Genomic DNA, 20,341 nt, shown 5'->3' on the forward strand with positions numbered 1-20,341 from the left:
GTTCGACGCTGATCGCGGTCGGGGACGTCAGTGGTCGCCGCGACCGCGGGTACAACCCTTCGACCCCTTCGGACCGGAACCGGTCGACGTACTTGTAGAAGGACGAGGTCGAGATCCCCACACCAGCAACCGCCACCCTGACGTTGAAACACTCTCCCTGCACGAACCGCGCAACCAAAGCCGCTACATCCGGCGGCATCGCAACCCCATCCTTTGCCATACCTGAGCATCAGGCCTGACAGATCAGGTGTCCGCGATGTCCTGAGACATAAAGTGTCCGCGATGTCGTGAGCCTTCACAGGTTGCTAGAAGAGCCGTTGACGCTGACGTTGCGAGGGGAGCGTGGGACGCTGGTGTAGCGGGATAGCGCAGACAGGGAGCGGGTCATGACAGCAACTGCAGTCGAGGTCATCACGCAGATCGCTGAGCGGACCAACGCTCACGATCTCGAGGGTCTGGCGGCGCTGTTCCACGAGGACTACCAGAGCGAACAGCCCTTCCACCCCGCCCGCGGCTTCGGCGGCCGGGCGCAGATGAAGGCGAACTGGGGCGCGCTCCTCACGGGGATCCCGGACATGCGCGCCGAGATCTCGGCCTCGGTCCAGGACGGGGACGTCGTCTGGAGCGAGTGTCACTGGTGGGGCACGACCGAGCAGGGCGAGCCGTTCGACATGCGCGGGATCACCCAGTTCACGGTGCGGGACGGACTCATCGTCAGCGGCCGGCTCTTCGTGGAACTCGTCGAGCAGGGCGGCGCCGACATCAACGACGCCGTCGAAGCGTCGTCAGGCCACCGACCACAGCTCGAGGACTGAGCCGCGCGCACAAAGGCTCAGAGGAGGCCTTGGCGCTTGAGCGCGAGGTAGTGGTCGACCAGCGCCAACGGCAACCGGTCCGGCGTCTCGTCGAGCACGTCGACCCCCAGCGACCGGAACGCCCCAGCCGTGCGCTCGCGCAGGGCGACGGTCCGCTCGGCGGCGGCAGCGGCATACACGTCCGAAGCCGTTCCTCGGCCACGCCGCAACCGGTCGACGGCCGGGTCCGCGACCGACGCGATGACCACTCGGTGGCGCGCTGCCAGCGCCGGGAGCACGGGCAACAGCCCCTCCTCCAGAGCGGACGACTCGAGCGGGGTGATGAGCACGACGAGCGCGCGCTGTGTGCCCGAGCGCTGCACCTCGGCAGCCATAAGCCGCCAATCCGCCTCGACGAGCTGGGCATCCACGGGTGCCAGTTCAGAGATCGCGTCGTGGAGCACACCCACCCGGTCGTGGCCGGACACGTGTGCCCGCACCACTCGGTCGCCGGCGATGACATGCACGCGGTCGCGCGCGTGACCGGCGATGGCGGTGAGGAAGAGGGCAGCGTCCATGCCCGAGTCGAGCCGGGGAGCGTCGTCGATGCGCCCGGCGCTGGTGCGCGAGGTGTCGAGCACGATGATGATGCGCCGGTGCTGCTCGGGCTGCCACGTCCGCACCACGAGGTCGCGGCGACGAGCGGTGGCGCGCCAGTCGATCGAGCGCACGTCGTCGCCCTCGACATAGTCCCTCAGCGAGTCGAATTCCGTCCCCTGCCCGCGCACTCGCATCGCGGCGCGCCCATCGAGCTGACGGAGGACGGCGAGCCGGCTCGGGATGTGCTGCCTCGACGGGAAGGGGTGGAGCACCCGCACTCGTCCAGGGACCTCGAGCGACGCCTGCCTTGCGGCGACGCCGAGCGGTCCCCGGAGCCGGACGGTCACGCGGTCCGCGACCCGGTCGCCGCGTCGTGTCGGCGTGAGTTGCGTCGTCACGCGCGTGCGCTCGCCGCCCGAAAGACGGAGCGTATGCCGTGTGTCCGCCGCTCCCGCCGACGGCGGCCAGGCGTCGCGCAGGATTCCGGACGCACGCCGGCGACCGGGGTTGGTCACGAGGAGGGCGGACGAGACGGACTCACCGAGCCGCACCTGCACGGGGACCGAGCGATCGACCCCAAGGGTCCGCGGGGAGGGTGCGAGCCACACGTCCACCGCCACGACGACCGCGCACAGCAGCAGCCACAGCCACACCGTCGACGCGGCGGGCCGAAGCACGACCGGGACGATGCCGAGGAGGACGAGCCAGAGGGCTCGCGAGGTCAGGGCCATGGTGTGTCGCGTCGCCTGCTCAGCGGGGGACGGGCACGGACCCGAGCGCGCTGTCGAGGACGGCGGAGACGTCGACGCCCTCGAGCTCGGCCTCGGGACGCAGTGAGAGTCGGTGCGCCAGAGTCGCGTGGGCGAGCGCCTTGACGTCGTCCGGCGTCACGTAGCCCCGACCGTTGAGCCAGGCCCAGGCGCGCGAGGTCGCCATGAGGGCCGTGGCACCACGAGGGCTCACGCCCAGCGACAGCGACGGCGAATGACGGGTCGCGCGGGCGATGTCGACGATGTAGGCCGCGATGTCGTCGCTGACCTCGACCTGCCGGACCGCGTGGGCGCCGGCCTCGAGATCGGCAGCGGAGGCCACCGGGGACAACCCGGCCGTACCGAGGTCGCGCGGGTCGAACCCGTCGGCGTGCCGGCGCAGGACTGCGACCTCGTCGGCGCGGGGCGGGAGGGGCAGGGTCACCTTGAGGAGGAACCGGTCGAGCTGGGCCTCGGGGAGCGGATAGGTGCCTTCGTACTCGACCGGGTTCTGCGTCGCCGCGACCATGAACGGCGCGGGGAGCGGGTGCGGTGCACCGTCGATGCTCACCTGCCGCTCCTCCATGGCCTCGAGCAGGGCCGACTGCGTCTTGGGGGGCGTCCGGTTGATCTCGTCGGCGAGCAGGATGTTGGTGAAGACCGGCCCGTGGCGGAAGGTGAAGTCACTCGTGCGGGCGTCGAAGATCAGCGACCCTGTGAGGTCACCGGGCATGAGGTCCGGGGTGAACTGAACCCGCTTGGTCTGCACGTCGAGCGCCTGTGACAGCGACCGGACGAGCAGCGTCTTCGCGACACCCGGTACGCCCTCGAGAAGGATGTGCCCGCGCGACAGGAGGGCAACGAGCAGCCCGGTGACGGCGGCGTCCTGCCCGACGACGGCCTTCGCGACCTCGGCGCGCACGCGCAGGAGCGCGTCGCGGGCCTCGGGGGCGACGGGCTGCGGCGCGGGCGTCGGTGTGGTCTGGGTGACGGGGTTCTCGGTCATGGGCGGTGAGCCTTCTCCTCGAGGTCGGACAGGTCCTGGGCGAGCCGCACGAGTGCGGCGTCATCAGTGGGTGGGGGGCCGGCGACGAGATCGAGCACCTCGCGGACGGGTCGACCGGTGGCGGCCGCGATGGCACGCGCCACGGTCTCGAGCGAGTCTCCGCGTCGCAGTCCGAGGCGCGCTCGCAAACGGTCGATGGTGGCGAGGCGGAGCACCGCAGCGGCTCGGGGGCGATCCTGGGCGCGACGGTAGAGGCGCCCGCGCGCCTCGGTCGTCTCGACGGCTCGGACGACGACGGGCAGGGGTTCGCGCACGAGCCGACCGAGACGGCGGCCGCGGATCAGGGCCAGCATGACCAGACCCATGGCGACGAGGGCAAGCGACGGCAGAAGCCACGCAGGCAGAAGTCCGGCATCCTCGCCCGACCCGCCGTCCACGAGGTCGGCGATGTCGGGCTGGTACCAGACGAGGCGCGGCGACCCGCCCAACAGCCGCAGGGCGATCGCCGCGTTGTCCTCCTCGGTGATGACACCGTTGGAGAAGCCGGCCGTGCTTCCGACGATGGTCAGGTCCGGGTGTCCCGACGTGGAGGGCAGGTCGAGGAGCCCGGCGCCGTGCTCGCCCGCGCCTTCGCCCTCGGCGTCCCCGTCAGCGGACTGGATCGTCAGGGGGAAGCAGGTGGTGACGTCCTCCGCCCCGCCCCCGGGCTCGTAGCGCTTGTCGATACCGATGAGGGAGTCGCCTTCATCGACCGGGCCGATGTTGCACCGGCTGTCGACCTGCACGGCCGCTCCGATGGGCAGCGCGGTCGCGTCGGCGCGCAGCGCCCGCAGCTGCGCGGTGGTGGGGGAGAGGACCACCATCCGGTCCACGCCCAAGGCTTCCTGGCGCAGGGTCGCTGCCGATCCGGTCCCTAGGTTGCTCGTGTTGGCGACGACCACGGTGGTGTCGTCGTCCTGCTCACGGAGCGCGTCGCGCACGCCGTCGATGGAGTCGAAGGTCTCGACGTCCACACCGTTCTGTTCGAGGACGGCGACCAGTGCTGCGCCACCACCGGGTCCCAGGCCCTCGGGGTCCATGGCGTCGCCTGGAGGCGTCGTCGCGATCGCGATCGCAGCCAGTGCGGCGACCCCCATGGCGATCACGAGCGCCCAGACACCGGTGCGGCGCCAGCGAGAGATCGTGTTCACGCGGCACCCCCGGCCGATGCAAGATCGGGCCGACTGGCGCCCAAGCGGTCGTCGAGCGCGAGCATGGCGCGCGCGTCCTCCTCGCTGGCCGCGTCGTGGCCGTAGCGCACGGCATCGAAGCGGTCGGCACCCGCTCGCACCCCGGCGCCGTCCGCGGGGAAAGCGCGGGACAGCTCAAGGGAGGCCTCGTGGGCGGTCCGCCCTGGCAGCTCGTCAAGGATCGTCCGTTCCACCGAGGACGCGACGATGGCGCGATAGCCGTCGAGAACCGCTGTGTCCCAGTCCCGTTCTCGCAGAGCACGTTTCGCGCGATTGCGGTATGCCGTCGCGTCGACTCCTCGTTCATCGAGGACTCCGTGGTCGGTCGCGGTCCGTCTCGCCCGTGCCTCGGGCCGGAGGAGTGCCCCCGCGATCAGGGCCACGAGTGCCAGGGCGAGCACGAGCACGAGGCCGAAGACCCAGCCGGGAAGCCCGGGGCCGGTTGTGTCGAACAGCCCGAGGAGCCATTCGACGAAGCGGTCCCAGAGGCTCGGCTCGACGTCGTACTTCGCCTTGGCGAGTTCGTCCTCGAGCCAGCGTCGGCCCTCACTGCGCGACGGGTCGAGCGGGGGTGTGTCGAGCGGGGTCATGCGTCAGCGCGAGGCCAGGGTGGCGGGGCTGCGCCCTGGGCGGTCTGGATGAGGTGCATGTCGAGACCCTCGCGGCGGATGCGCTGGTCGACATAGAGCAGGGCGTCGAGCCCGGCCGTGATCGGTGTGGTGATGGCACCACCGATGACGCCGCTGACGCCGGTGATGACGGCCTGCCAGATGTAGACCTGGTCGAGCGGGATGCCGGTGAACAGCAGCGCCATGCCGATGATGGCGAGCGGGGCGGTGATGAGCGAAGCGACGATGCCGATGGCAATGGCGGCGAGCAGGCGGATACCGAGCAGCCGCCAGAACGGCGACCCACCGGTGAGTTGCCAGGAGCGGGCGAAGGCCTTGCCGACGCGGAGGTGCTCAAGGACCACCGAGGAGGTCACGAACGCCAGACGCGTCCAGAGGAACAGCAACGCTGCAATCGCGAGCACGACGCCGACGATGATGGCGATGACTCCGGCGACCATCATTCCGTCGCTGCCGGAACGGTCGGCGGCGACGAGCAGCACGATGGGCAGGGTGATGATGGCGGCCATCGACAGGATGATGATCGCCGAGTTCAGCAGCGTGGCCACGATCAAGGCACCGATGCGCGGCTTCGTGCCGTTCCACGTCTCACCCGCCGTGACCTTGCGACCGAGAACGGCCTGGCCGATGACGTAGGCGAGGAAGCCGGCGAGCAGGATGGTGGAGAACCACGACCCGATCGAGGGGAGCATCGAGCCGAGGGTGCCGAACATCCCTGACGAGGTTCCGGCCGCGACCGAATCCTCGATCGAGACCGATGGTTCCTGGCTCGACACCCACGCGCCCAGCGCCGTGAACGGCACGAGGAACAGCATCGAGGTCAGGGCGGCGAGACCGACCGTGGCCCCGACGTTGCCGCGAACGGCCCGGAAGACGCCACCGAAGACGTCATCCATCTTCAGCGGGCGGAGCGGAATGATTCCGGGCCGGAAGTCCATGCGCATGGCCTGCTGGGGATAGCCAGGCGGGTAGCCAGGGGCGTTGCCCGGCACCGGGCCCGCTGGATACCCCGGTGCGTACTGGGGCGGGACCGGAGGTGCCGCAGGAGCGGGACCGGGGCGGCCGGCATACGGGTCCTGCTCAGGAAGCCCAGACGTGCCTCCGGGGGCGGTCCAACCCTGCTCGCTCATGCTGTGCTTCTCCCCGTGGCGTTGACTGTCGAAACCCTAACCGAGAGACCTGTTGCACTCCCATAGGGTTGCTCGGGTGAACATCGGGGGAGTGTCTTCGACAACGGCCGCTGACGTCGTGGAGGTCACGCTGGACAGCGGGCCGCAGCCACGAGTGGGTCCCGTGCTCGTCGTCGGAGGTATCGGCACCGGCGCCTTGGCCGGCGTGGGGATGAGCATGGTGGCGATGCAGACCGACCAGCCGACGTGGGCGGTCATGTTCGTCGCGCTCACCCTGCTCATGGTCCTGGTCGGAGGAACATTCCTCATGGGCGCGCTGCCGACCAAGCGCGGAAAGCTGCGGGTTCGTGCCCACGACGACGCGCTCGAGGTGGTGGGTTCCCCGTGGGTGAGGTGGGCTGAAGTCGCCACCGCGGCGTTCCTGTGGATGGGGGTGGTCGGGGGTGCGATCCTGCTCCTCGGCCCCGTGGACAGCGATCCTCAGACCGTCGGCCCGATCGTCATCCTTGTGGGGTTCGCGCTCGCGACAACTTGGTTCGCGGCGCGATTCCTCTCGGGCCACCGCCCTCCGGATGCCGTGATGCTGAGGCGTGATGGCTTTTCCACGCTGCGCGCCGGATCGACGACGTCGTTCAGCTGGGGGGATGTGCTCGGCTTCGGAGTGGGGAACGGAGGTATGACCGTGGATCTCCTGGGATATGGCGGGATCAGCGCCCGCTTTCCCGCCTCCGAGCTCCCTTCGGATCCGGCCCTCGTCGCCGCGTTGCTGGAGTTCTATCGCACCCACCAGTTCGAGCGGTCGGAACTGGCCTCCGGCCGGGTATTGGATCGAATCCGCTCGGGAGACTTCCGCCGACCCGCTCGCCCGCCAGCCCGCTAACGCGACTCGGCAGCCAAGCGGGCTTCCACTTCCTTCGCGCGAGCGGCGACTGCGCCGAGGGCGACCTGACGCCTCACGACCTCGGGTTCGTCGCGCATGAGTGCCAGCCCTCGACGCAGGAGCACCATCGGCGGCTTGCGGCGCTCCTTGAGGTCGCGAGCCAGGCGGCGCACGAACGTCACGAACGGCCGGTGGTGGATGCACCAGGCGCTGTGCAGGATCCCGGCCTGACGCAGGGCCGCGATGACCTCGGCCGCGAAGATCCCCTCGGCGAGGACGAGGTCATCCGATCCAACTGTCACCGTGGTCGAACCGACCGCTCGGCTCTGCGACAGGTCATAGACAGGTGTCGACGTCGAGCCCGTGTCGATGAGTTCGACCAGGGAGGCCACCGCCGCCGACTCGTTCCACGAGGCCGGGTGGTCCCAGTCGATCATCCCGAGTTCTTCGCTGCGGGGCATCGACGGGTCATCGAGATCCCGATAGAAGTCGTCGAGCCGGACGATCGGCCAGCCGTGGTGCAGGTGCAGCCGCTCGGCCAGGCGCGACTTCCCGGCACCACTCGGTCCGGCCAGGACGACGACGCGTGCCCGGCCGGTTGGGGCCGGACTCACCGGCCCTTGGGGTGCCAGACCGTCTTGGTCTCGAGGAAGGCGGTGAGTCGGGACAGGTCGGGGGTCTGCGTCCAGTCGGGCTCGACCGCATCGGCGCCATCGCCGGCCGGGCGGAGCACCCGCTTGATGTTGTCGGCGCTGGCCTCCTCGAGGGCGCCCCAGTCGACTCCGTCGGCTCCGGCTGCGCCGGCGAGGTCGATGGCGTTGACGTCACGGTGGCTGGCGAGCCACGGTGCGATCTCGGCCGCCTTGCCCGTGATGATGTTGACGACGCCACCAGGCACGTCGGAGGTGGCGAGGCACTCGGACAGCGTGATCGCGGGCAGCGGACGCTCGGCGCTCGTCACGACGACGACGGCGTTGCCCGAGACGATGACCGGCGCGATGACCGAGACGAGGCCGAGCAGGCTCGACTCCTGGGGGGCGAGGACCGCCACGACACCGGTCGGTTCGGACGCGGAGATGTTGAAGTACGGACCCGCGACGGGGTTGAGCCCGCCGAGGACCTGGACGTACTTGTCGGACCACCCGGCATACCAAACCCAGCGGTCAATCGCCTGCGAGACAACGGATTCGGCTGCGGCGGGCGTGAGGCCCTCGGCGTCACGCACCTCCTGCACGAGCTGGGGTCGACGCGACTCCATGACCTCGGCGACGCGATAGAGCACCTGACCGCGGTTGTATGCCGTCGCGCTGGCCCAGCCGGGCTGCGCGGCTCGCGCTGCGGTCACCGCGTCGCGCGCGTCCTTGCGCGAACCCAGAGCCGCGTTGGCGAGGAATTTTGGTGCGGCAGAACGAGATCGGCCCGAAGGTGCGGCATACACCTCGTAGGAACGGCCGCTCTCACTGCGAGGGAACTTGCCCCCGATGTAGAGCTTGTAGGTCTTCTTGACATCGACGCGACTCATGGTCGGCCTCACGCTCCGGTCTTCACGTAGGGCTCGAGTCCGTGGCGACCGCCCTCGCGGCCGTATCCGGACTCCTTGTATCCGCCGAACGGGCTCGTCGGGTCGAACTTGTTGAACGTGTTGGCCCACACGACACCGGCCTTGAGCTGGTCCGCCATCCAGAGGATGCGCGAGCCCTTCTCGGTCCAGATGCCTGCGGACAGGCCGTAGGGCGTGTTGTTCGCCTTGGCGACGGCTTCCTGCGGCGTGCGGAAGGTGAGCACCGACAGGACCGGTCCGAAGATCTCCTCCCGCGCGATGCGGTGCGTCTGCGTCACGCCGGTGAACACGGTCGGCCTGAACCAGAAGCCCTTGTCGGGGAGCGGGCAGCCGTTGTCCCAGCGCTCGGCGCCCTCGGACTCGCCGGCGTCGGTCAGCGCGACGATCCGGTCGAGCTGGGCGCGGCTGTTGATGGCGCCGACGTCGGTGTTCTTGTCGAGCGGGTCGCCGACGCGCAGGGTCTCGAGGCGGCGCTTGAGGCGGCGGTCGACCTCGTCGGCGATCGACTCCTGCACGAGGAGGCGGGAGCCGGCGCAGCAGACATGGCCCTGGTTGAAGAAGATGCCGTTGACGATGCCCTCGACGGCCTGGTCGATGGGGGCGTCGTCGAAGACGATGTTGGCGGCCTTGCCACCGAGCTCGAGGGTGGCCTTCTTGCGGGTACCGGCGATGGCGCGGGCGATCATCTTGCCGACACCGGTGCTGCCGGTGAAGGCGAGCTTGTCGATGCCCGTGTGGTCGACGATGGCCTGACCGGTCGTGCCGGCTCCGGTGACGATGTTGACGACACCCGGGGGCAGATCGGCCTGCTGGCACACCTCGGCGAAGAGGAGTGCGGTGAGCGGCGTGGTCTCGGCCGGCTTGAGGACGACAGTGTTGCCGGTGGCCAGCGCCGGGGCGATCTTCCACGCGAGCATGAGCATCGGAAAGTTCCACGGGATGATCTGGCCGACGACGCCGTGGGGGCGCGGGTTGGGTCCGAGCGAGGCGAAGTCGAGCTTGTCGGCCCAGCCTGCGTTGTAGAAGAAGTGCGCCGCCGCGAGCGGGATGTCGACGTCGCGGCTCTCCTTGATCGGCTTGCCGTTGTCGAGGCTCTCGAGGACCGCGAACTCGCGCGCGCGTTCCTGGAGGATGCGGGCGATGCGATAGAGGTACTTGCCGCGGTCCGCGCCGCTCATCTTGGACCAGACCCGCGTGTATGCCGTCCGCGCAGCCTTGACTGCCGCGTCGACGTCCGCTTCGCTCGCCTCGGAGACCTCGGCGAGGACCTCCTCGGTGGCGGGGCTGATCGACTTGAAGGCGTCGCCGCTGCCGTCGACGAACTCGCCGTTGATGAAGAGGCCGTAGCTCGTCTGGAGGTCGACGATCGCGCGGGACTCGGGGGCCGGTGCGTACTCGAACTTTGACATCAGTGCTGTCCTTGCTTCGTGGTGCTCAGTAGGCCGTGGAGGGGGAGTCGTCGGCGATGTAGTTGGCGCCGGAGTAGGCACCCGTGGTCATGCGCTGGCGCTGGAGCAGCAGGTCGTTGAGCAGGCTGCTCGCGCCGAAGCGGAACCAGTGGTTGTCGAGCCAGTCGTCACCGGCGACCTCACTCACGGTGACGAGGAACTTGATGGCGTCCTTGCTCGTCTTGATGCCCCCGGCAGGCTTGACGCCCACCATCTCTCCGGTGAGGACGCGCCAGTCGCGGACCGCCTCGAGCATGATCAGGGTGACAGGGAGGGTGGCGGCGGGCTGGATCTTGCCGGTGCTCGTCTTGATGAAGTCGCCGCCGGCCAGCATGCTCAGCCAGCTTGCCCGACGGACGTTGTCATAGGTGACGAGTTCGCCGGTCTCCATGATGACCTTGAGTCGGGCGTCGCCGCACGCCTTCTTGACCTCGGCGATCTGGTTGAACACCGTGAGGTAGTCGCCGGACAGGAACGCACCACGGTCGATGACCATGTCGATCTCGTCTGCCCCTGCCTTGACGGCGTCACGGGTGTCGGCGAGCTTGACCGCCATGCTCGCGCGACCGCTGGGGAACGCGGTGGCGACGGCGGCGACCTTGACGCCGGAGTCCGGCCCGAGGGCTTTCTTGGCGGTCTCCACCATGTCGCCGTAGACGCAGACGGCGGCCGGGCGCGGGGTGCTCAGGTCGCTCGGGTCGGGGACCAGGGCCTTGGCGGCGAGGCCGCGGACGCGGCCCGGGGTGTCCGCACCCTCGAGGGTCGTGAGGTCGATCATCGAGATCGCGAGGTCGATGGCCCACTTCTTGCTCGTGGTCTTGATCGAGCGGGTGCCGAGTGCCGCGGCGCGGGCCTCGCAGCCCACCTGGTCGACGCCGGGCAGGCCGTGGAGCCACGTGGTCAGGGCCTGGTTGGTCAGTCGGGTGACGCCGAGCAGGTCCCGTGCCCGTGCCGTGGCGTCAATGGCCGTGTCTGTGGTGGTGCTCACTCCCAGAGTCTATCCGCGCGCCGACATGCTGCCGGTTCCTCGCTCCGAGGGCCCGGGGTGCGACGAGTCGGGGGTCCTGTGACGGGTCGGGGGTTCTGGAGGCCCCGACCCGTCACAGAACCCCCGACCGGCCGCGACCGGGTGCGAAATTGGGTCGCGCGCTGCTCAGAACGACCGCACCATCGAGATGTGCCCCAGCAGAGAGTGCTCACCGAACGACTCGAGCTCATCCCGCTCGCCGACGAGCATCTCGACGAGGAGATCGGCCTCGACGCCGACCCCGAGGTCACCCACTACGTCTGGGGCAGGGCGCGCACGGCCGACGAGGTTCGTGAATCCCACGCCCAACGGCTTGACCGCGGTCGCCAGGTCGACGGTCTCGGCTTCTGGGTCGGCTTTCTGCACGGCGAGCCCGACCGGCCGTTCGTGGGCTGGTGGTGCCTCGCCCCGCCCCATGGATCCGACCAGCCGGACTGGCGGACGTCGCCCGGTGTCGCCGAGTTCGGCTACCGGCTGCACACCCGCTTCTGGCGGCAGGGACTTGCCACGGAAGGCGCCCTTGCTCTCCTCACCCACGGCTTCGACGACCTCTGCCTGCGACGGGTGATCGCCCACGCGATGCGCGACAACGTCGGCTCTCAGGGCGTCATGCGGTCAGCAGGGATGACGCGCATGCGTTCCTGGGTTGGCGAGGACGGTCCTGAGGTCGAGTACGAAGTCACGCGCCACGCCTGGTTCTCGCGCCACCTCACCTGAGTCTCCGGTTCACGCCTTCCCCGTATGCCGTCCGCCCCAGACCCGCCGCCACCAGCGCCTTCCCTGCCCATTTCGGTTCGCGACCCCTGCGGTGGCTCCTGAACCGGATCGAACAGGTTCGGGAGCAACCCCGCGGTTCGCGAACCGTTCTGAGCGAAGGGTCCGCCACTGCTCGACCATCTCGTCGACGTCGACCGTCGCGGCCCACACGGGGGAGTTCTTGCCGAGGGCCGGGCGTCGGCGGTCCTCGATGACGCGAGCGTTGTAGTCGCGCAGGATCTCGCGAACCCCCTCCTCGGACCTCACGTCGACGAGGGACTCCGGGAACGTGGCTCGCTCGCGACGCAACAGCATCACGGGAGGAAGTGCGTCCGACGCATCGAGGCCCTCGCGCGCCATCATCTTCTTGACCCACCAGTCGGGGTCCGGGTCGTCGAGTCCGCGCAGCGGCTTCCCAGCGCCGGACAGGTTGTCGAACTCGCCCCGCTCCTGGGCCTCACGGATCTGCTTCTCGATCCACGATTCGTGGAACGCCATGGCCCCAGTCTGCCCTCCCTTGGCGTGGCTGCGGTCGTACGCTTCGAGAGTGCGGCGGCCGCCAGGAGGCACGGATGGGCGAACGTGAGTACTCGGTGTGGATTCAGGCCGCTCCGAATCGGGTCTGGAGCGTTTATGTCGACCCGGCCCGGCTGCCCGAATGGCAGACCGGCAGACCCGTCGTCGGTGACCTGACGGGTCCCCCTGGAAGTCGAGGTTCGGGGTACACCTCGCGGCGCGGTCCCTTGAGGGCCCGGACGACGGTCGTGAGCTCGGACCCACCCCGAGAGCTGGTGACCCGGACCGAGGCGTACTTCGGGCTCGCATTTGACGTGACCTCGGTCCTCACCGAGCGCGGTGGTGGGACCGATCTCGTCGTCCGGGCGACCACGCACTGGCGTCCACGACTCGCGCCGGTGGGCGCGCTCGTGGAGGCGGCCATCCTCAGTCCGCGCGAGGCGCGCAAAGAGCTGGCGAACCTCAAGATCCTGGTAGAGGGGGAGGAGTCGGGGCCGTCGTCGCCCGGACTGCCTCTCTCGTAGGCTGCCCCGGTGATGGGGGAGCAGACTCGAGGGTGGCGCTGGACGATGCTGGCAGTCGTCGTGCTCGGCGTGGCTTCGCTCCTCAGCAACATCACGACCATTGCCCAGCTGAGCGGTGAGGACCAGACGCTCTTCGCAGTGCGTCGCACCGTGAGCCTGCTGCTCAACGCGGGGACGGCCTGGGCCGGAGTGTCAGTCCTGGCAGGCTGGCTCGTCCGCGGCCGCCTGCAGGCTGCGATCGCGGGTCTCCTGGCGGGATCGGGCGCTCTGGTCGTGCACTACGGAGTGGGTGAGCTGACCGGGCTGATGCCGCCCGAGTCGTTCTCGTCCAACGTGTTCTGGTTCGTGGCAGCCGCCGTCACGGGTGCGCCGCTGGGTCTCATCGGTGCAGCCGTGCCAAAGTCACCGAATTCCTCGGTTGGGCACACGCTCCGAGCCCCCCACGCTCCCCGGCGTTCTCGCTGGGGGCTGCTCGCGAGCCTCGTCGTCCCGACCGGTGCCGTCCTGGAGCCCTGGGTGGCTGGCTGGTGGTTCGGCACGGGGATGGGCGGCCACGCGCAACGCTGGTCCGACCTCGCCGCCGCCACCCTCCTGACGGCAGCCGGGCTGGCCGGAATGTGGTGGGTGGCCCGTCGGTCAGACCGTCGTGGCGGCCTCGAGGTCCTCCCGGACCGCGGCCAGGCGATCAGCAGCTCGTGAACGCGCCCCCGCGAGGTCGTCAGAATCAGCGACAGCCTCGATGACCTCGAGATAGACCTTGAGCTTCGGTTCCGTCCCCGACGGACGCACGATCACCCTCGACTCGTCGGCGAGGAAATAGCGCAGCCCCTCGGTCGGCGGCAGCCCGCCGTCACCCTCGGCGAGGTCATCGACGCGCGAAACCTCCACTCCCGCAATGGTGGTCAGTGGTTCGGACCGCAGCTTCGCCATGATCTGGTCGATCAACGCGAGGTCCTCCACGCGCACCGAGAACGAGTCGGTCGCATGCACCCCGTGCTCCACGGCGAGCTCGTCCAACCGGTCGGAGATCGACCGACCTTCGGCCTTCAACGACGCGGCGATCTCGGCGACGACGAGTGCGGCGGACACACCGTCCTTGTCGGCCACCCGCTCCGGGTCGACGCAGTAGCCGAGCGCCTCCTCGTAGCCATAGAGCAGCCCGTCCACGCGCGAGATCCACTTGAACCCCGTGAGCGTCTCCTCGTGGGCCACGCCGCGAGAAGCACAGACAGTGGCCAGCATCCGCGACGACACGATCGAGTTCGCGAAGACGCCCCCCTCGGCGACGCCGCGATCGAGCAGGTGCGCCCCGAGCAGCACCCCGACCTCGTCGCCGCGCAGCATCCGCCACCCACCGGGACCCGGCACGGCGACGGCGCAGCGGTCCGCGTCCGGGTCGTTGGCGATGACGACGTCGGGCCCGGTCTGCTCCGCGAGTTCGAGCGCAGCGTCCATCGCGCCCGGCTCCTCGGGGTTCGGGAACGACACCGTCGGGAACGCCGGATCCGGTTGTGCCTGACTGGGAACGGGCAGCGGTGCGTCATAACCAGCCGCCTCGAACGCGCGAGCGACGGTCTCCGAGCCCACCCCGTGCAACGCCGTGTGCACCACGACAAGGTCGCGAGGCGAGTCCTCGGACACCACCCCGGTCACCTTCGAGAGGTAGTTCTCGAGGACCTCTTCACCGAGGGTCTCCCACCCGTCATCGGGCCGGGGAACGTCGGCGACGTGGTCGATGCGCGCGATCTCGCCCGCGATCTCGACATCGGACGGGGTGACGATCTGCGAGCCGTCCCCGAGATAGACCTTGTAGCCGTTGTCCTGCGGCGGGTTGTGGCTCGCCGTGACCATCACGCCGGCGTCGGCGCCGAGGTGGCGAATCGCATACGCGAGAACGGGCGTCGGCAGCGGCCGCGGCAGGATCGCCGCGCGCCCACCGGCGCCGACAACGACCGAAGCCGTGTCGCGAGCGAAGACATCGGAGTTCGTGCGTGCGTCGAACCCGATGACGACGAAGGGTCCGGGTTCCGTTGTTTTCTTCAGGTATGCCGTGAGGCCGGCTGCCGCTCGAATGACGACTGAGCGGTTCATCCGGTTCGGACCGGCGCCGAGCGCCCCGCGCAGGCCGGCCGTCCCGAACTCGAGCATCCCGGAGAAGCGGTCCGCGAGATCGGCCAGCGCTGAGTCATCGCCGCCCCGGGCTGCCTTCAGGACCTTCTTGAGCTCGGCGCGAGTGGCCTTGTCCGGGTCGTCGTCGACCCAGGCCTGGGCCGCGTCGAGCAGTTCGCCGGCGTGGGACTCGATGCTGGAAGGTGAGTCGTCCGCGGACTCGTGGCGGCCGGCATACGTCATGGTTTCCCCTCAGATCTTGGCGACGACGGCGGCGAGGAGCTTGCCGCAGCGCTCTGCGGCCTCCTTGCCTGCCGCGATGACCTCTTCGTGGTTGAGCGGTGTCTTGGAGATGCCGGCGGCAGGGTTGGTCACGAGCGAGATGCCGAGAACCTCCATGCCGCTCTGGCGGGCGGCGATGGCCTCGAGCGACGTCGACATGCCGACGAGGTCGCCGCCCAGAATCTTGGCCATCTGCACCTCGGCGGGCGTCTCGTAGTGCGGGCCCCGGAACTGGACGTAGACCCCCTCGTCGAGGTCGGGGTCGACCTCACGGGCCAGGTCACGCAGTCGGGGGGAGTAGACGTCGGTGAGGTCGACGAAGTTCGCGCCCTCGATGGGCGACTGGTTCGCGAGGTTGATGTGGTCGCGGATGAGGACGACGGTCCCGGGGATCCATTCCTCTCGGAGACCACCGCAGCCGTTCGTGAGGACGATCGTGCGGCAGCCGAGGGCGGCCGCGGTGCGGACCGTGTGCACGACGGCGCGCACGCCCTTGCCCTCGTAGAAGTGGGTGCGGGTGCCGTAGACGAGGGCACGGCGGCCGGTGTCGCCGATCGCGACCGAGCGCATCGTGCCGGAGTGGCCCTCGACCGCAGCCTTGGCGAAGCCGGGCACGTCCGTGTTGTCGATCTCCGCGAGGGTCTCGCCGATGAGGTCACCGGTCTGGCCCCAGCCCGATCCGAGGACGAGGGCGACGTCGTGGGACTCGACTCCGGTGCGCTCACGGATCACCGCAGCAGCCGCTTCGGCCACCGCGAACGGGTCGGTCGCCGGGTCGGCGAGGTCGAGCGAGGACGAACTGGGTTCGGCGGAGCCTGTGTTCTCGGTCACGGAAGGAGGGTAACCGCCGCATGGTTGGATTGGCCGCGTGAATGCGCGAACGACACGAGTGGTCATTGTCGGCGGCGGCCCGGGCGGATATGAGGCCGCGCTGGTCGCGGCGCAACTCGGCGGCGACGTCACGATCGTCGACCGCGACGGTCTCGGAGGAGCAGCCGTGCTCACCGACTGCGTTCCGTCCAAGACCCTGATCTCGACGGCCGACTACATGTCGGAGTTCGAGACGGCGGCCCACCTCGGCGTGCACCTCGAGGACGGGGAGGGTGACGAGGTGAGCGACGCCAAGGCCGAACTCGCCGAGGTCAACTCCCGCGTCAAGGACCTCGCCGCTGCGCAGAGCCACGACATCACGGTGCGGGTCGAGGAGGTCGGCGTGCGCGTCCTGCGCGGCACCGGGCGCCTCGTGTCGGCGACGCGCGTCGAGGCAACGCTGGCCGACGGCGGCACGGAGAACGTCGATGCCGACGTCATCCTCATCGCGACCGGGGCGTCACCCCGCGTGATGGACACCGCCCAGCCCGACGGCGAGCGCATCCTCACGTGGCAGCAGATCTATGAACTCGAGGCCCTGCCCGAACGCCTCATCGTCGTCGGCTCCGGCGTCACGGGCGCCGAGCTGGCTCAGGCCTATCTGGGCCTGGGATCCGAGGTCGTCCTCGTCTCCTCGCGCGACCGTGTCCTCCCGGGTGAGGACCCGGACGCGGCCACGGTCATCGAGGACGTCTTCAAGCGCCGTGGCATGGAAGTCCTGGGACGTTCGCGCATGGCCGGGGTGGAGCGTCGGGGCGACGGTGTCGTCGTCCGGCTCGAGGACGGGCGCGAGGTCGAGGGGTCGCACGCGCTGCTGGCCGTCGGCTCGATCCCGCAGACCGCCGGGATGGGCCTCGAAGAGGTCGGCGTCGAGCTCTCGCCGTCCGGTCACATCGCCGTGGACCGGGTCTCGCGCACGTCCGTGAGAGGCGTGTATGCCGCGGGCGACTGCACCGGCGTCCTGCCCCTCGCGTCCGTGGCCGCGATGCAGGGACGCATCGCCATGTCGCACGCCCTCGGTGACGCCGTTGCCCCGCTCCAGCTCGGCGTCGTCTCGGCCAACATCTTCACCGACCCCGAGATCGCCACCGTCGGCATCTCGCAGAAGGTGCTCGACGAGGGCACGGTCGACGCGGACGTCGTCATGCTTCCCCTCTCGCGCAACCCTCGCGCCAAGATGTCCGGGATCGAGGACGGGTTCGTCAAGCTGTTCGCGCAGAAGGGTTCGGGTGCCGTCATCGGCGGCGTCGTCGTGGCGCCACGGGCGTCCGAGCTGATCTTCCCCGTGACACTTGCCGTCCACCACCGACTCAACGTCGACCAGGTCGCGAGCACGTTCACGGTCTATCCGTCGCTGTCCGGGTCGATCGCCGAGGCGGCGCGTCGCCTCCACACGACGGGCATCTGAGCACTCAGACAGGGCGGGAGCCAAGCCCCACCTGAGCGCGGGCTCGTGGTTAATTTGGACTCATCCGTACCCGAGCGTGTGGGAGTGATTCACCATGAGTGACCAGAAGCAGCCGATCAGTGGCGACGAGGCCCTGAACAAGGCCAAGGATCTCGCCAAGGACAACCCGGACACGGCCCGCAGCGCCATCGACAAGGTCGAGGACCTCATCGACGAGCGAACGGGCGGCAAGTTCTCAGAGGTCATCGACAAGGGCGGCGACTTCGTGGAGCAGCAACTGGGCCTCCCCGCGGAGACGACAGAGGGCACGACCACGCCCGGCGAGCCAGCACCTCCCGGTACCCCGCCGTCGGCACCCAACCCGACTGACCCCGCGCCCGCTCCGACTCCGTCCGAGCCTGCCCCATCGCCGAGTCCGACTCCGGCGCCTCCGGCAGAACCGGCCCCGGCTCCGACGCCTCCGGCAGAGCCAGCACCCGCCCCGGCACCTGCCCCGACCCCTCCCGCCGACCCCGGCGCGCCTCCGGCCGACCCGAGTGCGCCGCCGGCTGACCCGGGCGCAACGCCGACCACGCCGAGCGAGCCGACGATGCCCGCCGAGCCGCAGACTCCCGCTCAACCGGCTGACGTCCCGGCTCCCAACCCGGCACCCGGTACGGGCGACCCGCAGCCCCCGCAGGACGCCTCCCAGCCGGACCCCACGGCGCCGAGCGATGCGCCGGACACGACCGCCCCGGACACGACCGCTCCGGACACGACGACCCCGCGCCCCGAGAGTGGCGGGACCGTCAACCTCGGCTGAGGCGACCACCCACGCAACGCGACCATGCCCCGTGTGCCGCTCACCCGGCATACGGGGCATTCGTCTGTCTCATCCGTGCACATGGTGATGAGTGCGCGTGCTCATGGCGCGAGCAGGCGGGGGAGGTGGACGCTGTGCTCAGCACCGGTGCACGGTGCCCCTTCGACCGAGGAGGTCGCGATGTCAGCGCATCCCACCGCTCCGCCCGCCCCACCCGGCCAGCCCGGACCCGGCCCGAGCATGCACGGCGCGAGCCCTGCGCAGCTCCAGTGGTTGGAGACCGAACTGCGCGCATGGCGTGCCGAAGGGCTCATCGACGAAGCGACTCTGGGTGCGATCCGCGGACGCTATGTCGCCGTCCGGAAGATCACGCTCGCGCGCATCGTCCTCACCCTCGGCGCGTGCTTCTTCGGGTTGGGCCTGATCTGGTTCGTCGCCTCGAACCTGGACGCCATGTCGCCCCTGACTCGCTTCGCTCTCATGGTGGTGATCTGGCTCGGACTCGTGGCCGCTGCCGAGGTGCTTGCCACTCGCCGGGACCGCGAGGGCGATGTCGCATCACCCGTGGTCGGGGCCGTTCGACTCCTCGCGGCCGCCGCGTTCGGCGCGGTCGTCTTCCAGGCGGCGCAGAGTCTGCAGGTCCCCGCCTATGAGCCGCTCCTCGTCGGCGTGTGGGGGATCGGTGCACTGCTCTGGGCGTATGCCGTTCGCGGCCTCGCGCCGCTCACTCTCGGCGTGATCCTGGTCGCCGTCTGGTTCGTCTGGCAGGTCGGGGACTCCGCCAACAACGCCTTCTCCGTCTCGAGCGCCATCGCCGCCGCCGGTCTCGCGGCCGTGGCAGTGGGCGTGCTGCACGCGCTTCGCTGGCGTCCCGATTTCACCACCCCGTGGCGCGAGGTCGGGGCTGCGCTCGTCCTCGTCGCCCTGTTCCTGGCCGCGCTGCCGTGGGACTGGGGAACCGACGGGCGGCCGTGGCAGCTGTGGGTGGGGCTCGCGCTCGCGGTGGCGCTCGGTGCCGCTGCCGCGCTGGGCGGCAGTCGCACCGACCGGTTCGAGGTCGGTCTCGCCGCACTGGGTCTGGCACTGAGTCTCGGGTTGGGGTTGTGGCGCTACGACAGCTCCGCAGTGGGCGGAACGGCCGACCTCTCGACGGGGGCATGGTTCCGCGCCTTCCTCGCCGTGGCGGCCTATCTCGTCGTCGCGAGTGGCTATGCGGTGCTCGGCGGGATGCGGGACACGAGCCGACTGACGCTGCTCGCCACCGCAGCCCTCGTCGTGTTCGTGACCGTGCAGGCGTTCGCGGTCTTCGCGCCGATCCTGTCCGGTGCGACGTTGTTCCTCGTCGTCGGCGCCGTGCTCCTCGGCACGGGAGTCCTGGCCGATCGTGGCCGTCGACGACTGGTCCGTGAGGCGAAGGAGGTGGCGTCATGACGACGCTGACGGCGACACAGACACCCAGCGGTCCTGACACGAGCCGACGCCGCACCCTCGTGCTCGGCGTGGTGGTCGTGCAGTTCCTCCTCGTCCTGGTTGCCGTGTGGTCGCCGCTGTCGGCTCGGCTCACCGGGGACGAGGTGCGCCTGCGCGTCGCGCCCGTTGACCCGATCGACCCGTTCCGCGGGGCGTATGTCGTGCTGGGCTACCCCGACCTCCCGGGCCAGCAGCAGTTCGCCACCGAAGCGATCACGGAGCCCACCGAGGCCGAAGAGCCCGTCGAGATTGTCCCTGACGAGGAGCGCGGGGATGGCTGGGTTCCGCTGCGGCGCGAGGGTGACGTATGGGTCGGCGACACGATCCAACGGACTCGACCGACGAGTGGCCTCTACCTGAAGTGCAACGACTCCGACTGGCAGCTCCGGTGCGGCATCGAGAACTGGTTCCTGCCGCAGAACAAGGCCGCCGGGCTCGAGCGGGCCGTGCGGGATGGCGAGACCATCGCCACCGTCCGTGTCGACAGCCGGGGCAACGCGGCACTGGTCGGCGTCGAACTCGAGAAGGACTGAGCACTAGGCATTCGTCGT

22 protein-coding genes are annotated in these 20,341 nt (G+C 69.8%); 9 read left to right on the plus strand and 13 right to left on the minus strand.

Annotated elements, in window-relative coordinates:
* Nucleotides 1-220 (minus strand): leucine zipper domain-containing protein (locus N802_RS21125; RefSeq protein ID WP_156971481.1); only part of this gene is annotated, 220 nt, incomplete at its 3' end.
* A 166-nt stretch (nucleotides 221-386) separates the two neighbouring features.
* Here N802_RS21125 and N802_RS16985 point away from each other — a divergent pair.
* Entirely contained in the window at nucleotides 387-815 is a 429-nt protein-coding gene (locus N802_RS16985) for a nuclear transport factor 2 family protein (RefSeq protein ID WP_052110098.1), read from the plus strand.
* Between the two features lie 17 nt (nucleotides 816-832).
* Here N802_RS16985 and N802_RS16990 read toward each other — a convergent pair whose 3' ends face one another.
* From N802_RS16990 to N802_RS17010, 5 genes are read right to left on the minus strand one after another with little or no spacing between them, the layout of a single operon-like run.
* The gene (locus tag N802_RS16990; RefSeq protein WP_035918665.1) at nucleotides 833-2,125 is read right to left on the minus strand and encodes a DUF58 domain-containing protein; all 1,293 of its coding nucleotides are present in this window, start codon (nucleotides 2,123-2,125) and stop codon (nucleotides 833-835) included.
* 19 nt (nucleotides 2,126-2,144) lie between these two features.
* Nucleotides 2,145-3,149 carry an AAA family ATPase gene (locus tag N802_RS16995; RefSeq protein ID WP_035918666.1) on the minus strand — a complete coding sequence of 335 codons (1,005 nt, stop codon included), beginning with the start codon at nucleotides 3,147-3,149 and terminating at the stop codon, nucleotides 2,145-2,147.
* Nucleotides 3,146-4,339: a DUF4350 domain-containing protein gene (locus N802_RS17000; protein ID WP_052110099.1), complete on the minus strand. Its 1,194-nt coding sequence runs from the start codon at nucleotides 4,337-4,339 to the stop codon at nucleotides 3,146-3,148. The genes N802_RS16995 and N802_RS17000 overlap by 4 nt, the downstream gene beginning before the upstream one ends.
* Nucleotides 4,336-4,968: a DUF4129 domain-containing protein gene (locus N802_RS17005; RefSeq protein ID WP_035918669.1), complete on the minus strand. Its 633-nt coding sequence runs from the start codon at nucleotides 4,966-4,968 to the stop codon at nucleotides 4,336-4,338. Before N802_RS17005 ends, N802_RS17000 begins: the two co-directional genes overlap by 4 nt.
* Nucleotides 4,965-6,137, minus strand: a complete 1,173-nt coding sequence (locus tag N802_RS17010) for a hypothetical protein (protein ID WP_156971482.1) — start codon at nucleotides 6,135-6,137, stop codon at nucleotides 4,965-4,967. The genes N802_RS17005 and N802_RS17010 overlap by 4 nt, the downstream gene beginning before the upstream one ends.
* A 91-nt stretch (nucleotides 6,138-6,228) precedes the next feature.
* On the opposite strand from N802_RS17010, the gene N802_RS17015 reads away from it, so the two are divergent.
* Nucleotides 6,229-7,017, plus strand: coding sequence for a hypothetical protein (locus tag N802_RS17015; RefSeq protein ID WP_156971483.1), 789 nt, complete (start codon nucleotides 6,229-6,231; stop codon nucleotides 7,015-7,017).
* Here the strand turns inward: N802_RS17015 and N802_RS17020 are convergent.
* Genes N802_RS17020 through deoC form a run of 4 tightly spaced genes read right to left on the minus strand, consistent with a single transcriptional unit; the run spans nucleotide 7,014 to nucleotide 11,020 of the window.
* Entirely contained in the window at nucleotides 7,014-7,631 is a 618-nt protein-coding gene (locus N802_RS17020; protein WP_035918677.1) for a uridine kinase family protein, read from the minus strand. The two genes, N802_RS17015 and N802_RS17020, sit on opposite strands and share 4 nt — an antisense overlap.
* On the minus strand, nucleotides 7,628-8,539 hold the full coding sequence (locus N802_RS17025) for an aldehyde dehydrogenase family protein (protein WP_035918679.1): 912 nt from the start codon (nucleotides 8,537-8,539) through the stop codon (nucleotides 7,628-7,630). Before N802_RS17025 ends, N802_RS17020 begins: the two co-directional genes overlap by 4 nt.
* Before the next feature lie 8 nt (nucleotides 8,540-8,547).
* Nucleotides 8,548-9,987 carry an aldehyde dehydrogenase family protein gene (locus tag N802_RS17030; protein WP_035918681.1) on the minus strand — a complete coding sequence of 480 codons (1,440 nt, stop codon included), beginning with the start codon at nucleotides 9,985-9,987 and terminating at the stop codon, nucleotides 8,548-8,550.
* Between the two features lie 25 nt (nucleotides 9,988-10,012).
* Nucleotides 10,013-11,020: a deoxyribose-phosphate aldolase gene (deoC, locus tag N802_RS17035; protein WP_156971484.1), complete on the minus strand. Its 1,008-nt coding sequence runs from the start codon at nucleotides 11,018-11,020 to the stop codon at nucleotides 10,013-10,015.
* A 183-nt stretch (nucleotides 11,021-11,203) separates the two neighbouring features.
* Here deoC and N802_RS17040 point away from each other — a divergent pair, with 183 nt between their 5' ends.
* Nucleotides 11,204-11,770: a GNAT family N-acetyltransferase gene (locus tag N802_RS17040; RefSeq protein ID WP_035918685.1), complete on the plus strand. Its 567-nt coding sequence runs from the start codon at nucleotides 11,204-11,206 to the stop codon at nucleotides 11,768-11,770.
* A 9-nt stretch (nucleotides 11,771-11,779) separates the two neighbouring features.
* On the opposite strand, the gene N802_RS17045 is transcribed toward N802_RS17040, so the two are convergent.
* Nucleotides 11,780-12,307 (minus strand): DnaJ family domain-containing protein, encoded by a 528-nt coding sequence (locus N802_RS17045; RefSeq protein ID WP_035918688.1) that lies wholly within the window; start codon nucleotides 12,305-12,307, stop codon nucleotides 11,780-11,782.
* 74 nt (nucleotides 12,308-12,381) lie between these two features.
* On the opposite strand from N802_RS17045, the gene N802_RS17050 reads away from it, so the two are divergent.
* Both N802_RS17050 and N802_RS17055 read left to right on the plus strand, forming a co-directional pair.
* Nucleotides 12,382-12,849, plus strand: a complete 468-nt coding sequence (locus tag N802_RS17050; RefSeq protein WP_035918692.1) for an SRPBCC family protein — start codon at nucleotides 12,382-12,384, stop codon at nucleotides 12,847-12,849.
* Nucleotides 12,850-12,858: 9 nt separating this feature from the next.
* Nucleotides 12,859-13,548 carry a hypothetical protein gene (locus N802_RS17055; RefSeq protein ID WP_156971485.1) on the plus strand — a complete coding sequence of 230 codons (690 nt, stop codon included), beginning with the start codon at nucleotides 12,859-12,861 and terminating at the stop codon, nucleotides 13,546-13,548.
* On the opposite strand, the gene N802_RS17060 is transcribed toward N802_RS17055, so the two are convergent.
* Together N802_RS17060 and N802_RS17065 are read right to left on the minus strand one after the other, a co-directional pair.
* On the minus strand, nucleotides 13,486-15,201 hold the full coding sequence (locus N802_RS17060; RefSeq protein WP_084072309.1) for a phospho-sugar mutase: 1,716 nt from the start codon (nucleotides 15,199-15,201) through the stop codon (nucleotides 13,486-13,488). The two genes, N802_RS17055 and N802_RS17060, sit on opposite strands and share 63 nt — an antisense overlap.
* A gap of 9 nt (nucleotides 15,202-15,210) precedes the next feature.
* A complete protein-coding gene (locus tag N802_RS17065) occupies nucleotides 15,211-16,071 on the minus strand; it encodes a purine-nucleoside phosphorylase (protein WP_035918697.1) in 861 nt (286 codons plus the stop codon).
* A 37-nt stretch (nucleotides 16,072-16,108) separates the two neighbouring features.
* Here N802_RS17065 and N802_RS17070 point away from each other — a divergent pair, with 37 nt between their 5' ends.
* The 4 genes from N802_RS17070 to N802_RS17090 all read left to right on the plus strand — a co-directional run bounded on the left by N802_RS17070 (nucleotide 16,109) and on the right by N802_RS17090 (nucleotide 20,323).
* The gene (locus N802_RS17070) at nucleotides 16,109-17,518 is read left to right on the plus strand and encodes an NAD(P)H-quinone dehydrogenase (RefSeq protein WP_035918700.1); all 1,410 of its coding nucleotides are present in this window, start codon (nucleotides 16,109-16,111) and stop codon (nucleotides 17,516-17,518) included.
* Nucleotides 17,519-17,612: 94 nt separating this feature from the next.
* Complete coding sequence (locus N802_RS19730) at nucleotides 17,613-18,320, plus strand: antitoxin (protein WP_052110101.1); 708 nt, start codon at nucleotides 17,613-17,615, stop codon at nucleotides 18,318-18,320.
* Between the two features lie 180 nt (nucleotides 18,321-18,500).
* Nucleotides 18,501-19,751, plus strand: a complete 1,251-nt coding sequence (locus N802_RS17085; RefSeq protein ID WP_169743456.1) for a DUF2157 domain-containing protein — start codon at nucleotides 18,501-18,503, stop codon at nucleotides 19,749-19,751.
* On the plus strand, nucleotides 19,748-20,323 hold the full coding sequence (locus N802_RS17090) for a GDYXXLXY domain-containing protein (protein ID WP_035918706.1): 576 nt from the start codon (nucleotides 19,748-19,750) through the stop codon (nucleotides 20,321-20,323). Before N802_RS17085 ends, N802_RS17090 begins: the two co-directional genes overlap by 4 nt.
* Nucleotides 20,324-20,341: the final 18 nt, after the last annotated feature.

The organism is Knoellia sinensis KCTC 19936, assembly GCF_000768705.1.
GTDB lineage: Bacteria > Actinomycetota > Actinomycetes > Actinomycetales > Dermatophilaceae > Knoellia > Knoellia sinensis.